Annotated in this window: 15 protein-coding genes; 13 read left to right on the top strand and 2 right to left on the bottom strand. The window is 62.2% G+C overall.

Going from position 1 to position 15450, the window contains the following annotated elements; genetic code table 11:
• Positions 1-1663 (top strand): asparagine synthase (glutamine-hydrolyzing) (gene asnB, locus Q8O35_RS01355; RefSeq protein ID WP_305569688.1); only part of this gene is annotated, 1663 nt, incomplete at its 5' end.
• Between the two features lie 146 nt (positions 1664-1809).
• Here the strand turns inward: asnB and Q8O35_RS01350 are convergent.
• Together Q8O35_RS01350 and Q8O35_RS01345 are read right to left on the bottom strand one after the other, a co-directional pair.
• Entirely contained in the window at positions 1810-2679 is an 870-nt protein-coding gene (locus Q8O35_RS01350; protein WP_305569682.1) for an ImmA/IrrE family metallo-endopeptidase, read from the bottom strand.
• Positions 2680-2681: 2 nt separating this feature from the next.
• Entirely contained in the window at positions 2682-3053 is a 372-nt protein-coding gene (locus tag Q8O35_RS01345) for a helix-turn-helix domain-containing protein (protein ID WP_305569673.1), read from the bottom strand.
• A 122-nt stretch (positions 3054-3175) separates the two neighbouring features.
• Between Q8O35_RS01345 and Q8O35_RS01340 the strand changes: the two genes are divergently transcribed.
• The 12 genes from Q8O35_RS01340 to Q8O35_RS01285 all read left to right on the top strand — a co-directional run bounded on the left by Q8O35_RS01340 (position 3176) and on the right by Q8O35_RS01285 (position 15356).
• Positions 3176-3904 carry a multiubiquitin domain-containing protein gene (locus tag Q8O35_RS01340; RefSeq protein ID WP_305569671.1) on the top strand — a complete coding sequence of 243 codons (729 nt, stop codon included), beginning with the start codon at positions 3176-3178 and terminating at the stop codon, positions 3902-3904.
• Positions 3904-4233: a hypothetical protein gene (locus tag Q8O35_RS01335; RefSeq protein ID WP_305569669.1), complete on the top strand. Its 330-nt coding sequence runs from the start codon at positions 3904-3906 to the stop codon at positions 4231-4233. Before Q8O35_RS01340 ends, Q8O35_RS01335 begins: the two co-directional genes overlap by 1 nt.
• Entirely contained in the window at positions 4230-4733 is a 504-nt protein-coding gene (locus Q8O35_RS01330) for a hypothetical protein (protein WP_305569667.1), read from the top strand. Before Q8O35_RS01335 ends, Q8O35_RS01330 begins: the two co-directional genes overlap by 4 nt.
• The gene (locus Q8O35_RS01325; RefSeq protein WP_305569665.1) at positions 4730-5674 is read left to right on the top strand and encodes a ThiF family adenylyltransferase; all 945 of its coding nucleotides are present in this window, start codon (positions 4730-4732) and stop codon (positions 5672-5674) included. Before Q8O35_RS01330 ends, Q8O35_RS01325 begins: the two co-directional genes overlap by 4 nt.
• 258 nt (positions 5675-5932) lie before the next feature.
• Positions 5933-6241: a hypothetical protein gene (locus Q8O35_RS01320; RefSeq protein ID WP_305569661.1), complete on the top strand. Its 309-nt coding sequence runs from the start codon at positions 5933-5935 to the stop codon at positions 6239-6241.
• Positions 6242-6293: 52 nt separating this feature from the next.
• Positions 6294-6887: a hypothetical protein gene (locus tag Q8O35_RS01315; protein ID WP_305569652.1), complete on the top strand. Its 594-nt coding sequence runs from the start codon at positions 6294-6296 to the stop codon at positions 6885-6887.
• Positions 6888-6897: 10 nt separating this feature from the next.
• Positions 6898-8484, top strand: a complete 1587-nt coding sequence (locus Q8O35_RS01310; protein ID WP_305569649.1) for a type I restriction-modification system subunit M — start codon at positions 6898-6900, stop codon at positions 8482-8484.
• A 1-nt stretch (position 8485) separates the two neighbouring features.
• Complete coding sequence (locus Q8O35_RS01305; RefSeq protein WP_305569647.1) at positions 8486-9493, top strand: virulence RhuM family protein; 1008 nt, start codon at positions 8486-8488, stop codon at positions 9491-9493.
• Complete coding sequence (rhuM, locus tag Q8O35_RS01300) at positions 9493-10182, top strand: RhuM family protein (protein WP_305569645.1); 690 nt, start codon at positions 9493-9495, stop codon at positions 10180-10182. The genes Q8O35_RS01305 and rhuM overlap by 1 nt, the downstream gene beginning before the upstream one ends.
• Positions 10179-11354 carry a restriction endonuclease subunit S gene (locus tag Q8O35_RS01295; RefSeq protein WP_305569643.1) on the top strand — a complete coding sequence of 392 codons (1176 nt, stop codon included), beginning with the start codon at positions 10179-10181 and terminating at the stop codon, positions 11352-11354. The genes rhuM and Q8O35_RS01295 overlap by 4 nt, the downstream gene beginning before the upstream one ends.
• 23 nt (positions 11355-11377) lie before the next feature.
• Positions 11378-14608: a type I restriction endonuclease subunit R gene (locus Q8O35_RS01290; RefSeq protein ID WP_305569641.1), complete on the top strand. Its 3231-nt coding sequence runs from the start codon at positions 11378-11380 to the stop codon at positions 14606-14608.
• Entirely contained in the window at positions 14517-15356 is an 840-nt protein-coding gene (locus tag Q8O35_RS01285) for a M48 family metallopeptidase (protein WP_371133074.1), read from the top strand. The genes Q8O35_RS01290 and Q8O35_RS01285 overlap by 92 nt, the downstream gene beginning before the upstream one ends.
• The last annotated feature ends 94 nt before the right edge of the window (positions 15357-15450 follow it).

The following is a 15450-nucleotide window of genomic DNA, read 5'->3' as shown; positions in this document are numbered from 1 at the left end:
CATTGTATTCAACGGCGAGATCTACAATTTCCGGGCGCTTCGCGCCGACCTGGAGAACCGCGGCGAGAGCTTCCGCACCACGGGCGACACCGAGGTGCTGCTGGCCATGTACCGCATCCACGGCCAGGACTGCCTGCGGCACCTTCGCGGCATGTTCGCCTTCGCCCTCTGGGACGCCGCTCGCCAGGAGCTGTTCCTTGCGCGCGACCCCATGGGCAAGAAGCCTTTGGTATACTTCGAAGGCCCGCACGGCCTCGTCTTCGCCTCGGAGATCCGCGCCCTGCGCGCCCACCCGGACTGCCCAACGGACATGGACCCCGAGGCCCTGGACCTCTACCTGAGCCTGGGCTACGTGCCCGCGCCCAAGACCATTCTCTCCGGCGTGCGCAAACTCCAGCCGGGCTGCTGCGCCGTCTACTCCTGCCGAGAAGGCGCGCGCGGCCTTTCCATCCGCCGCTACTGGGAGATGGACTTCCGCACCAAGCTGGACATCTCCGAGGCCGAGGCCCTGGAGCTGGCCTGGGCCGAACTGCGCGAGAGCGTGCGCCTGCGCCTGGAGTCCGACGTGCCCCTGGGCCTGCTGCTCTCAGGCGGGGTGGATTCGAGCCTGGTGGCCGCGGTGCTGGCCGAGCTGTGCCCGGGCAAGGTGCAGGCGTTCTGCATCGGCTTTGGAGAAAAAAAGTACAACGAGCTGCCCCACGCCCAGGCCGTGGCCAAGCACCTGGGCATCACCCTGCACCACGAGATCATGCCCCCGGCCAGCCTGACCATGCTGCCGGAAGTCGTCGAACGCTACGGCGAGCCCTATGCCGACGACTCCGCCCTGCCCGCTCTGGCCCTGTCGCGCATGGCGCGCAGCCACATAACCGTGGCTCTTGGAGGCGACGGCGGCGACGAGCTCTGCTGCGGCTACCCCACCTACCGGCACGCCCGCGTGGCCAGCGCCCTGAACTCGCTCTTCACCCCGCCCCTGCCGGGCGATGAACCCCTGCGCGGCTTCTGCTCCTCAAGCAGTCCCCTGGCCCGCGCCCTGCGCGAATTCGCAGCGGGCAGCATCTGGCCCGAGACCAAGCCGCTTTTGCGCGCAGAGGGCCGCATGAAGCCCGTCAAGAACCGGCTGTACACCCCGCAAACATCGCGCGCCGTTGCACGCGCTCACGCCGACTGGTTCCTGCCCTGGCTGCGCCGGTCCTATGAACGCGCCCAAAACCCCATTGAGCGCATGCTGTACATCGACAACAGCACCTGCCTGCCCGACGACCTGCTGGTGAAGATGGACATAGCCAGCATGGCCCACGCCCTGGAAGTGCGCTCGCCCCTGCTGGACCAAAAGCTCATCGAACTGTTCGCCAGTTTTCCGGTGGGCCTCAAGGTGCGCGGCCGCGAGACCAAATATCTGCTCAAAAAAATGGCCGAAACCCGTGTGCCGCCGGATGTGCTTTACCGCCGGAAACAAGGCTTCGACCTGCCCATCCGCGAATGGATGGCCGGGCCCATGCGCGGTTTTGTGCATGAGGCCCTGACACAGGCAGCCCCCGCACTGCATGAGCATCTGCGCATGGACGCGGCCCTGGCCCTGGCTGACGAGCACGCCAGCGGCAAGAACCACAAGAACATGCTCTGGCGGCTGGTGGTGCTGGCCCTGTGGAGCCGGGGCAAGTAAAGGCGTGAAGCATACCAGGGGCGCTGCCCCTTAACCCCGCCGGGAGGATTTATTAAAAAATATATCATTACTTGGTGTTATGCTTCCGAATCAAGCAACATCTTGTTAGGGCATTTTGCGTTTGCCTCTACTGCCAGCTTTCACTTTCAGAAACGCGGTGTCCAGCTTTCGCGCAAGGAGTCCTCTTCTTCCTCGTCTTCACCATCCCCATCTGCATCTGGGCAGGTCAAGACGGTCAAAGTCTTCCCGTAGCGCCCCAACCCGATGATCTCTTCGACGACGTCGCGTGAGCGTGTTCCATCGAGCCAGAGCCGGAGGTCTGTCTCGTCGCTTCTTTCAGCTTCGTCGAATTGGTCCCTCTGTGCGTTGAAGTTGGCCGTAAGGGTGCCTTTGGGAAGTAGGTCGCCGCGACGGAGCCATGTCAGCTTGGCGAAGCTCTTCATGGCCGACGACATGCAGGCGAAGTCCACCGTCTTGCCTGTGCTGACGACGACCGCAGAGGCAGCCTCGGTGAGTTCGGCGTACCGGATGGCCGTGGCGGTCAATGAGGCTTGGCAAAGGCCCGCAAGCCCTTTGACTCCGGCAAGGCCGTCCTCGAAACCGTTCAAGGCCCGTCTGAAGAGCCTTGACGGCATGAGCAGGCCACTGGCGAAGCTGTCCGCCTCCTGTTCGAATACATCGCGGCAGAAGGTTCCCGCCTTTGAAGCATGCATGCCCTCATCGAAGGGTATCTGGTCAACATGGCCATCCAGGAAGTAGTGACCCAACTCATGGGCGATGCTGAACCGTTGGAAGCCGAGGCTCGGGATGGCCGTGCTGTAGAAGATGCCGAAGGTGTTTCCGTCTCGCAATAGCATGGCCGAAACGCCGGGTTCGGCGTCTGTGATCGCTTCGATGATGATTTCTCGCTTGCTGGCGATCGCAAGCAAATCAACAGGGAATGAGATGTTGCCCTCATCCGCGGCAAGTTTTTCTCCTTGCCCTTTAGCATCATCAAGGTTGAACCTTCGGCTCATGATCACCCCTCTTTTTTGCCACCCCTCTTTGCTGCGAGCCTTTCGAGGAGAGCGGTGACAAGCTCTCGGTCGTTTGCTGTCAGCTTGGCCGCGTGGCGAAACATCGGGTCGCCCGCTTTCTCTGCCACATCAGGATCATCGGTTCGGCCAAGTAAATAGTCGGTGGTGACTTCCAGCGCCTCCGACAGTTTTCTCAAGTTGTCGAAGGACGGCTTGCGCTTCCCCCCTTCGAAGTGAGCGATGGAACTCGGGGGCAGTCCCGTCTTGGTCGCAAGCTCTGCCTGGCTCAAGCTGCGCATCTCCCGGGCAGCCCGAAGCCGAGCCATGAAAAAATTAGAAGGCGAATTATTTTGGCCTGATGCGTCATTTGTCATGGCGATTTCGACACTCTCCTCTTGACAGATTCGACATGCGTCGTTAACTCGCCATCAATAGCATGGCGAACTCGACATGGCAAGTGCCCTGACGAGACCAAGCATAGCAGCGGAGCAAGAAAATGGAATACCATGACAAGTTGCCTGACACCATCGAAGAGGCCGGAAAGCACCACGAAGCCGAGAAGCCGCACTCTCATCCGCCGGGCGGATTCCGGATCCAGATGGCGGAAGAGGATATGCTTCTCCCCCCCATTACCGTGGAGCAGTCGAATCCCACCGGCCTTCAGATTTTGACGGCCGCCGGATGCACTCCTCCCGAAGACCATGCGCTCATACAGCTTTTGCGGCCCGGCACCCGGCTGGTCGGGCTCGACGACCAGGTTTCTCTTCGTGAGCAGGAAGAGTGTATCTTCCGGGCCTTTCGCGGCGGGGAGGTCTTCCTCCTGACCATCGACGGGCACGGCTACGAGTGGGGCGCCCCCGAGATCAGCGAAAAGACTCTGCACTACGTGTCGGCAGCCCCCGAGGAAATGGTTTTCGTTATGAAGGACGGTGACCGGGAGTGCGAGATCAAGGACGGCGAGTCGGTGCGGTTGTCCCACGCCGGCATCGAACACCTGCATACCCGGCCGAGGATGGTCACCGTCACGCTCGACGGCGAGGAGAAGACCATCCCTGCCGGCGTCTACACGACCGAGGAACTGCTCAATAGCCTCGGCGTTGAGCCCGGCTACCTTCTCAACGTCATGAAGGGCGATCAGCTTATCACGCTCCGCCCGAATGAGCGGCTTCACGTCAAAGACGGGATGGTCTTCATCAGCCAGGTCCCGGGCGGAGCGTCGTCGTGATGGACACCAGCAAAGAGATCCTTGCTCTCAAGAGCATCCACGAATCCGCCGCCCTCTTCACGGAGGGCGGCAATCCCGTGGTCTTGCTGCCGAACTTTCCGCTCAAGGTGGGCGACAAGGACATGCGCATGGACCTCCTGCTCCACCCGTCACTCCATACGGGCTATGTGACGCGCCTTTTCTTCAAGGAGAGAGTGGACGGGAAGGGACAGAATTGGACGCAGCACCAAGTCATCGGCCGGGCCTGGTGGGCTCCGTCCTGGCAGGGGGTTTCGGCGGAACAGCCATGGCCCGCCATGCTCTGCGCTCATTTGAGGGTACTCATATGAAGATCATCTTCAAGACGACCGCCGCACTTCTCAACCTGATTCGCGCGGACCTCGGGCGGCCGCATGCCTTCGCGCACGAACGCGTAGGGTTCATCGCGGCGGGTCTGACCGCCGCCGCCGCGGACGTGCTCGTTCTGGCCCATGAATACAGGCCGGTGGAAGACGGGGACTATCTGCCAGACCACTCCGTCGGGGCGATGATGGGACCGGAGGCCATCCGCAAGGCGCTGCAGTGGGCCATGCGCTCGCGAGTGGCGCTGTTCCATGTGCACAGCCACGGTGGGCACGGCATCCCCTGGTTCAGCGGAGTCGACCTGCGCGAAAATGCGAAGTTCATCCCCGACTTCTTCAAAGTGGCCCCGCAATGTGTCCATGGCGCCATCGTGCTGACCACAGATGCCGCGAACGGCCAAGTCTGGCTCGACCGGCGACAGCCGTGCCGTCCGGTTGACGTGTTCTCGGTGACGGGTTTGCCGCTCAAGAAGTGGAGGACAATATGAACCGCCTTGGCCGCCAAAGCTTTCTCGGACCCGACAGTGAGAGCCTGCTTCGGGAATGCACGGTTGGACTTGTCGGCCTTGGGGGAGGCGGGGCCCATGTCGTCCAGCAATTCGCGCATCTTGGTGTGGGCGGATTCGTCCTGGTCGACCCCGACAAGATCGATTTGACCAACACCAACCGTCTAGTGGGCGGAACCTTGGCCGATGCCGAAGCAGAGACCCTGAAGGTGGCAATCGCCGAGCGCGTCATCCGCGGCGTGCAGCCTGACGCCAGGGTGGTCGCTGTGCCCGACACCTGGCTTGCCGCTATGGACGACCTGAAGGTCTGCGACGTCATTGTCGGGGCTGTGGATTCCTACAAGGAGCGCGACCAGCTTGAACGGTTCGCGCGCCGTCACCTGATCCCCTACCTCGACATCGGCATGGACGTGCACGCATTGGGGAAGAACGGTTTTTTGATCAGTGGCCAGGTCATCATGTCCATGCCTGGCGGTCCGTGCCTGCGGTGCTGCGGCCTCGTGACCGAGGAGAGGCTCACCAAGGAGGCGCAGGCATATGGGGCTGCTGGCGGCAGGCCGCAAGTCGTGTGGCCCAATGGTGTCCTCGCCTCCACTGCCGTTGGGCTTTTGGCGCAGCTCATCGCCCCGTGGCACCACAAGCTTTCTGAATTTGTGTACCTTGAATATGATGGCAACAAGGGAACGATGAAGCCGAGCGCACGGATGGAGCTACTGCAGGGGAAGCCCTGCCCGCATCATCCTGCCGGTGAGGTCGGAGATCTCTTGTTCGACATTCGCGAACATATCGCCAAGCTGCAGACGGATCACCCCGGCAAAAGCACGGAAAGTTCTCTGCTAATAAATGGGAACTCTTTGTGGGCGAAGTTAAAAATTAAAATCTTTAGTGTGTTTAAGTGGTTATGTGCCGAGAAAGTGTGTTAGGCCTTAAGTGTGGCATCACACACAAACCGATCATTCATTTTGTGCTTGACTTTTGCACACGTCGGCATACATAACGAGCGAAGCCAAGTTCTGGCGAGAGAACTTGGCTTCGATTTCATCAACCCCGGCAGTTGGACGCAGAGCGCGTCTCGCTGGGCAGAGCTGACGAAGCGTAGGACCTTCAAGATGCCTCTGCCCCCGTCTTCTGTCAAGGCTGCCACATCGAGAGAGGTTTTGATTATGGGCTATGGACTTGGTTTGAGGATTATGTCGGCGGAGGCGACCCGCGTTGTGGGTGAGATTGAACAGCACATCAGTGATCGTGGGGGGAGCCTCTCGGCTTGGTACGCAGGCATCACTGACGATCCCGAACGGCGGCTGTTTACGGAACACAATGTCAGCAAGCAGACGGGCCATTGGATCCACCGCAAGTGCAGCACTGACGACATCGCGCGCGAGGTCGAGCAGCACTTCCTGGATAAGGGCTGCCAGGGTGGTCCCGGCGGGGGGGACGGTACGACCAAGTACGTCTATGCGTACAAGGTCACCAGCTCCACCGTCGAGTAGCCAAGCACACTTCCGCTGGGGGCATCGGCCCCCGGCGGAAGTCAAGGAAGCCATGAAAAAGAATATCGGTGAACTCTGCGAGATTCAGCTTGGCATGCAATTCCGCGGGCGCATTGAGCCAGAACCCGACGGAACTCATGCCGTGATCATGATTAGGGACATCGGGCCAGACAGGCGGCTCCTTGCTGGAGACGGCCATGAGCGCGCGCTTGTCCTTCCACCATCGCCGCCCGAGCGTTACCTCGTCCACGCGGGCGACGTCCTGTTCCTCGCGCGTGGCCAGGTCAACTATGCAGTCCCCATCAACATCACATTCGAGCGCCCGACCATCGCCCCCAGTTTTTTCTTCATCCTGCGCCCCCGGAGAGACGCGGCGACAGTCTTGCCGGAATACCTCGCCTGGGCCATAAATCGGTCGGAGGCCCAGGAATACCTGCAGCAAAAAGCCCGCCGCGGCAGCCACATGCCCCTGGTGGGCAAGGCTGATGTCCAGACCCTTCCAGTCCCTGTTCCGCCTGTCGGGGTGCAGGAGCATGTTGTGGCCCTGGACCGCCTCGCCCGCCAGGAGCGGGAGCTTGTGAACCGTATCGCCGACCTCAACCTGCAACGCATCCGCGCGGCCTGCGAGCGCGCGGTCAACCGCTAGGAGCGCCCGTATGACCACCATCAGCCAGGATTCCATCAACAACGCCGCGTGGTCGGCCTGCGACAGCCTGCGGGGTGCCCTCGACGGTGCGTTCTACAAGGACTACGTGCTCGCGCTGCTCTTCCTTAAGTACATGAGCGACCTGTGGCTTGAGAAAAAGGCCGCGCATGAGGAGCGCTATGACGGCGACGCGGCTCGTGTGGCCCGCGCCCTCGCGCGGGAGCGCTTCACCATCCCGGACGGCTGCGACTTTTACAGCCTCCACGCGCAGCGGGAACTGCCCGAGGTGAAGCTTCCCAGGCACCTCACGCACGACGAGGAGAAGCCCTACAGCCTGGGCGAGCGGCTCAACATCGCCTTCGCCAAGCTGGAAGAAGCCAACCCCAAGAAGCTTGAAGGTGTCTTCTCGACCATCGACTTCAACTCCGAGGTACTGGGCGACACCAAGGACCGCCACCGCCGGCTCGCCAACCTGCTGGGCGATTTCAACAAGCCCGAGCTCGATCTGCGCCCGTCGCGACTGGGCGGCCAGGACATCATCGGCAACACATACGAGTATCTCATCGAGCGGTTCGCAGGCGATGCGGGGAAGAAGGGCGGCGAGTTCTACACGCCGCGCCCGGTGGCCCAGCTCATGGCGCGGCTCATTGCCGCCCGGCCCGGCTCCACCATCTGCGACCCTGCCTGCGGTTCCGGGTCGCTCCTGATCCGCGTGGCCGAGGAAATCAAGCGCACGGCCGCCACAGACCAGGAGCGGCGCGACTTCGCCCTCTGCGGCCAGGAGAGCAACTACGGCACGTGGTCTCTGGCGCGCATGAACATGTTCCTGCACGACATGGACGCGGCGCGCATTGAGCGCGGCGACACTTTGAACAGCCCCAAGCTCCTCGAAGGCGGCGCGCTCATGCGCTTCGACATTGTTGTGGCCAATCCGCCCTTCAGCCTGGACAAGTGGGGCGCGGAGCACGCAGCAGCCGACCCGTTCAAGCGCTTCTGGCGCGGGGTGCCGCCTAAGAGCAAGGGTGACTACGCCTTCATCAGCCACATGGTGGAGGCCATGAAGCCGGAAACCGGTCGCATGGCCGTGGTGGTGCCCCACGGCGTGCTGTTTCGCGGCGGGGCGGAAGGTGCCATCCGGCGACAGTTGGTGGAGGAGAACCTGCTCAAGGCCGTCATCGGGCTGCCCGCAAACCTCTTCTTCGGCACGGGCATTCCCGCAGCCATCCTCATCTTCGACCGCGCCAAGGCGGAACACGTCGGCACTGACGTGCTGTTCATCGACGCCAGCCGCGAGTTCGCGTCCATTCGCACCCAGAACATCCTCACCGATGAGCACATCACCCACATCGTGGAGACCTTCGTGGCCTTCGCCGAGGTGGAGAAATACGCCCATCGAGCAACGCAGGAGGAAATTCGCGGCAACGACTTCAACCTGAACATCCCGCGCTACGTGGACACCTTCGAGGAGGAAGAGGAGATCGACATCGCCGAGGTGCAGAAGGAGATCGACCGCCTGGAGGTGGACCTCGCCGACGTGCGGGTCAAGATGAACGACCACCTCGCGCAACTGGGCCTCGTGCCCGCCAAGGAGAAGTAGCATGTCCGACGAGATCGCCACACAGTCCGAGATACTGCTCTACCAGACCGAGGATGGCCAGACGCGCATCGACGTGCGCCTGGAGGACGGCACGGTCTGGCTTTCGCAGAAGCACATGGCGGAGCTGTACCAAGTGACGCCCCAGAACGTCAGCCACCATTTGAGCAATATCTTCAAAGAGGGCGAGTTGGGTGAAGCCGCAGTTCACAAATATTATTTGCTAACTGCAACCGACGGAAAACGTTACAAAACGAAGCTCTACAACCTCGAAGTGTTCATCGCCGTGGGGTATAGGGTCCGCTCGCATCGCGGCACGCAGTTCCGTCGTTGGGCCACGGAGCGGTTGCGCGAATACATGGTCAAGGGCTTCACCATGGACGACGCCCGGCTGAAGGCCGTGGCCACGCCCTTCGGCGCGGACTACTTCGACGAGCTGCTTGAGCGCATCCGCGACATACGGAGCTCGGAAAAGCGCTTCTACCAGAAAATCACCGACATCTACGCCACCTCCGTGGACTACGACGCCCACGCGCCCATCAGCCAGGAGTTCTTCGCCACGGTTCAGAACAAGCTGCACTGGGCCATCACCGGGCAGACCGCCGCCGAGATTGTGGCGCGCCGCGCGGACGCCGACGCGCCGAATATGGGCCTCACCTCCTGGAAGGGGGCCAAAGTGCGCAAGGCCGACGTGCACGTGGCCAAGAACTACCTGAACGAGGATGAACTGCGGGGCCTGAACCGCATCGTCACCATGTACCTGGACTTCGCCGAAGACCAGGCCACGCGCCATGTGGCCATGCACATGAAGGACTGGATAGAGCGGCTCAACGCTTTCCTGCGCTTCAACGAGCGCGAAGTGCTGGACAACGCGGGCAGCATCTCCGCCGCGCTGGCCAAGATCAGGGCCGAGCGGCAGTACGAACGCTTCGAGGAGCGCCGCCGGGCCCAGGATGCGCTTGTTGAAGGTGACTTTGAAAAGGCCGTCAAAAAACTCGGGAGGGGAAAGTAATGGCTACGATCGGGAAAAAGCAGGGTAAAACGGCCAAGCCCCTCAACGCACCGGTCCGGCCCGCGCCACGGGCTGCTCTTCCCGTCCAGGGGGCTCCCGACTACTTTGATGAGTTGCTCGTACGCATCCGCGAGATACGTGCCTCGGAGAAGCGTTTTTATCGGAAGGTCACGGACATCTACGCCACGTCCAGAGATTACAACGCACGAGCGCCCATCAGCTTGGTGTTTTTTGCCACCGTGCAGAACAAACTCCACTGGGCCGTTGCCGGACAGACTGCCGCCGAAATTGTGCATAGCCGAGTCGACGCCAGCGCGCCCAACATGGGGCTTCAAACCTGGAAGGGTGACAAGGTCTGCAAGGCCGACGTGTGTGTGGCCAAAAACTATATGAACGAACAGGAGATTCAGGGACTCAACCGCATTGTTACCATGTATCTTGATTACGCCGAGGATCAGGCTGAACGCCACCGTGAAATGCGCATGGCGGATTGGGCGACCAAGCTTGATGAGTTCTTGCGCTTTAACGACCGAGAGGTGCTGAACCACGCGGGCAGCAGAACCCATGTCCAGGCGAAGACGAAAGCCACGCGGGAGTACGCACTTTTCAAAGAGTGCCGCCGCGCGGAAAAAGCTCGGCTGGTCGGTGAAACGCGCCCGAAGCTCAAGCGGCAGGGGAGAGGGAAATGATCCCAAAGGGCTGGGACGTAAAACCTCTCGGCGAGCTTGTGACCATCAGGTCTGGAGGCACGCCAAGCAAAAGTCGGCCTGATTATTGGGGAGGCTCGGTCAATTGGTTCACGGCGAAGGATCTCAAGTCTTTGACGCTACGCGAGTCGGAACTCAAGCTGTCAGAGCTTGGGGCACAATCGAGCATCGTCGTTGAACCTGGAACCATCCTCGTTTTGACGCGCGGGATGGGGCTGCTAAACGACGTGCCGATGGGTATCTGCGAGCAGAGATCCGCCTTCAACCAGGACGTGAAGGCATTGTTCGCACATGCAGGTGTCCATGCTCGGTTCCTTCTCTACGCCCTTGCAAACACGAAACACAGAATCAGCAACCTCATCACCACCGCCGGCCACGGCACCTGTCGCCTTGAGACTGAATCTCTTCTTGAACATTCCCTTCTTATCCCGGAGCCAAGTGAGCAGGCCGCCATCGCAGGCGTATTGAGCATCTACGATGCCGTTGAGGAGCGTGTAGAAGCTTTGCTCACAGCCAAGCGACGCAGCCGCCAGGCCCTGGCCCAGCGGCTGCTGGCGGGCAAGGCGCGACTGCCGGGGTTCACGCGCGACTGGCAGCCAGCCGAACTTGGCGCACTCTTCAAGGAGCGTCGTGAAGCTGGACGCGAAGACCTGCCGCTTCTGGCGATCACGGGGGACCGAGGGATCGTCAACCGGGAAGAACTCGCAAAACGAGACACCTCTTGCGAGGACAAGCGCCGGTATCTCCGCATTGCCCCCGGCGACATCGGGTACAACACCATGCGGATGTGGCAGGGCGTGTGTGCACTGTCCAAGCTCGAAGGCATCGTGAGCCCGGCCTACACGATTTGCACTCCGAGGCGTGGGGTCAGCGCGGAGTTCATGGTCAAGCTGTTCCAACTGCCAGCCACGATCCACCTCTTTCACAGGCACTCCCAGGGGCTCGTTGACGACACGCTCAACCTCAAGTTCAAGCACTTCGCCAAAATCAAGCTTGCGGTCCCCACCGAAGTCAAGGAGCAGCAGGCCATAGCCGCCATCCTGAACGACGCCGACCGCGAAATCGCCCTGCACCGCGCGGAGCTGGACGCCCTGAAACGCCAGAAGCGCGGGCTCATGCAGCAGTTGCTTACAGGCAAGGTCCGGGTTCCATAAACGCCCGGCGCCGAGGAGGCCCCATGTCAGACAGCGCCATATTCAACGAGGCGTCCACCAGCCACATTCCGGCAATCCGCACCCTGCAACGCCTGGGCTGGAGCTACCTGCCTCCGGCCGAGGCCAAGCGGCTGCGCGGCGGCCGCGCGCGCGAGGTGGTGCTGCGCGACGTGCTGGCCGAACAACTGCGCCGCCTCAACAGCATCGAGTACAAGAGCCGCACCCACCAGTTCTCCGAGGCCAACATCGCCGCCGCCGTGGCCACCGTGGCCGACCCCAAGGACACGACGGTGCTGCAGGCCAACAGCGCCATCTACGACATCCTCTGCTACGGCAAGAGTTTCAAGCAGCTCGTCGGCGGCGACTCCAAGAGCTTCACCATGCGCTACGTGGACTGGGAACGGCCCGAGGCCAACGTGTACCACGTCACCAGCGAGTACGCCGTGGCCAAGACCGCCTCGGCCGACGTGCTGGAGCCGGACATCGTGCTCTTCGTCAACGGCATTCCCTTCGTGATCATCGAGTGCAAGCGCCCGGACGACAAGGACGCGCTCAAGGCCGCCATTGCCGACCATCTTTTCAAGCAGCGCGAGGACCAGGCACCGAGCCTCTACGCCTGCGCCCAGCTGCTGCTGGCCCTGACCAAGAACGAGGCCCGGTACGGCTGCACCGGCACCCCGGCCAAGTTCTGGAGCGTGTGGAAGGAAAAGGACGTGCCGCAGGATCGCCTGGACGAGTCATTGCGCGTGCTCATCAATACGCCGTTGCCCTTCGCGGAGCGCGAGGCCCTGTTCGAGAAGCCCTACACGCACTGGCGCCCCTACATCGAACAGTGGGAGGCCGGGGAATGCGCACCCACGGCGCAGGACGCGGCCCTGTGGAGCCTGTGCCGTCCCGCCCGGCTGCTGGAGCTGGTGTGCCACTGCACGGTGTTCGACGCGGGCCAGCGCAAGGTTGCCCGCTACCAGCAGTTCTTCGCCCTGCGCAGGATGATGGAGCGCATCCGCGCCGTGCGGCTCGACGGCACGCGGCCCGGCGGCGTGGTCTGGCACACCCAGGGCAGCGGCAAGTCCCTGTCCATGGTCATGCTGGCCCGACGCATCGCGCTTGCGTCGGACATCGGCGACTACCGCATCGTGCTGGTGACGGACCGCACAGACCTGGACGACCAGATCTACGGCACGTTCCGCAGTTGCGGCCTGCACCTGGAGCAGGCGGACTCCGGCCGCGACCTAGCGAAAAAGCTGGAGCAGGGCGGCAAGCCCATCGTGACCACCGTGCTCCACAAGTTCGAGGACGCCGCCACCAAGGCCAAGCTCAAACTCGACGCCGCCAACATCTTCGTGCTGGTGGACGAGGCGCACCGCTCCAACTTCCGCAAGCTGCACGCCTGGATGCGCGCCGCTCTGCCGCGCGCGTGCTTCATCGGCTTCACCGGCACGCCGGTGCACAAAAAGGACGGCAGCGTGGTCCGGCAGTTCGGCGGCATCATCGATTCCTACACCATCAAGGACGCCGTGGCCGACCAGGCCGTGGTGCCGCTGCTCTACGAGGGGCGGCACGTGAACCTTGCGCCGAACGAAACCCCGCTGGACCAGGCCTTTGAGCTCATCACGCGCAGCCTGACGCAGGAGCAGCGCGCCGATCTCAAGCGCAAGTTCGCCAGCGCCGGGCATATCCCGCGCATCGGGAACTTCATCAACCAGGTCGCCTTGGACGTGAGCCTGCACTTTGAGCAGAACTGGCAGGGCACGGGCTTCAAGGCCCAGCTCGTGGCGCCGTCCAAGGCCGCAGCCATCCGCTACAAGCAGGCGCTCGACAGCTACGGCCTAGTGAATTCCGAGGTGCTCATCTCCGGTCCGCAGACACGGGCGGAGGAGCGAAGCGACGAACCGGAGGGCGATGGGGCCGAGGACGCCACGCTGGTCCAGGAGTTCTGGCGCAGGCGGATGGAGCGGTACCGCACGGAGGAGGCGTACAACAAGCAGGTCATCAACGCCTTCAAGTCTGGGGAGGAGCTGGAAATTCTCATCGTGGTGCACAAGCTGCTCACGGGGTTCGACGAGCCACGCAACACGGTGCTATACCTCGCCCGGCCATTGAGGGACCACACCCTGCTGCAGGCTATCGCCCGCGTGAACCGGCTGCACGAGGGGAAAGAGTACGGCTACATCCTGGACTACGTCGGCGTGCTGGACCACCTCGCCAAGGCCATGGAGGAATTCGCCGCCGAGAACTACGACCCGGAGCAGCTCCAGGGCATCGTCAGCAACATCTCGGAGGCCATCGAGCGCCTGCCGGGGCTCCATGCCGCCCTGCTCGATGTCTTCAAGGCCGTGTCCAACAGGCGCGACGAGGAGGCCTACGAGCGTCATCTCGCGGACGTCGAGGAGCGCCAGCGGTTCTACGAGCGGCTGTCAGCATTTGCGCGGTGCGTGGGCTTGAGCTTTTCTTCGGCAACCTTCCTGGAGCAGACGGACGCCGCGTTGCAGGAGCGCTACCGCCGGGACCTGCTGTTCTTCGAGCGGCTGCGCCGGGCGGTCCGCCTGCGCTACGCTGAGGCGGTGGACTACGGCGAGTACGAGGCACGCATCCAGAAGATCGTGAACACCCATGTGGGTGTGGTCGATGTCGAGTTGATTACGGAGCCGGTCAACATCTTCGACCAGGAGCGGTTTGCGCGCGAGGTGGAACGGGTTCACGGCGATGGAGCCAAGGCTGACGCCATTGCCCACCGCACCATGCTCACCATCACCGAGAAGATGGAAGAGGACCCGGCGTTCTACCGGAAGTTCTCCGAGCTGCTGAAGTCGGCCATCGACGCATTCCGGCAGGGCCGGCTCAAGGATGAGGAGTATCTCAAAGAAGTCAAAAAGCTGATGGTGGCTGTCCGAGATCGCGTGGCGGACGGCATTCCTGAACGTCTGCGCGCCGAGGACGACGCCCGGGCGTATTACGGGCGCATTCACGAACTGGTGCGCCAGCACCTTGAGGCGAGTTCCCCGCAGGAGCCGGCGGCGAAAGTCGAGGCGTTCTGCGTCGAGGCAGCGCTCAACGTGCACGCCATCGTCCAGGAACTCAACGTGGTGAACTGGACGAGCAACGAGGACGTCAAAAACAGCATGCTCCAACGCATGGACGACTGGTTTTTCGACGCGGTCGATGGAGGCGAAGGGCTGGCGTTCCCGCCAGCGGTCATCGACGCCATCCTCGACGCCTGCATGCGTATCGCCATCCAGCGCAGCACCAAGTGAGAGCATGACGCCTATTCTTGAAATCGTGCATGGAGTCCATCGCATCCCGGTGCAGGTGGTCTTTGACGGGTTCCGGACACTGCGCATATCCGTGCGCCCCGAGGGCCTCGTGAGTGTCCGTGCTCCTCAAGGGACGCCGCTCGCCCTAATCACGGCCCGTGCTCAGGCGAAGTCGGTATGGATCTTCCGCCATCTTGAACACTTTCGCGAAGTGAGGCAGTTGGCGCTTCCGCGCGAGTACGTCAGCGGGGAAACCCACAAATACCTTGGGCGCAGCTACAGGCTTCGGGTCCGCCAGGGCGACCAGAATGATGTCCGCCTTGCAGGTAGATTCTTCGAGGTGACAACCGCCAATCCCCCACACAGCGATAAGGTCCGCGAGCTTCTTGACCTGTGGTACCTGCGCCGCGCTCGCGTTGTCTTCGGACGTATCCTCGACGAATTGAGTTCGCGGTACGGCGCACACGGCATCGGCGCACCGGAGCGTGTCACCGTGCGCGCCATGTCCAGCAGATGGGGCAGTTGCTCGCGTGCTGGCACTATTACCCTCAACAGACATCTGGTCAGAGCGCCGATGCTTTGCGTGGAGTACGTGATAGCCCATGAGCTCTGCCACCTGCGGCACCACGGGCACACCACAGAATTCTACGAGTTGCTCTCCACCCTCATGCCGGACTGGCAGGAGCGGAGGGGGAGGCTGGCACTGGAGCAGCACCAGATACGGCCTTATGTAGGAAACTCAAACTAGAATAAAAAACAGGTGGTTGTCGCAAGACGGCCACCTTAACTTTTTTAGCCGGTAATTGGTTTCGGAGTCAAGGCTGACGCGAAACCGCAGAGGC

The organism is Humidesulfovibrio sp. (assembly GCF_030689645.1).
In the GTDB taxonomy this organism is placed as follows: Bacteria; Desulfobacterota; Desulfovibrionia; order Desulfovibrionales; family Desulfovibrionaceae; genus Humidesulfovibrio.
This window is presented reverse-complemented; position numbering and strand designations above follow the sequence as displayed.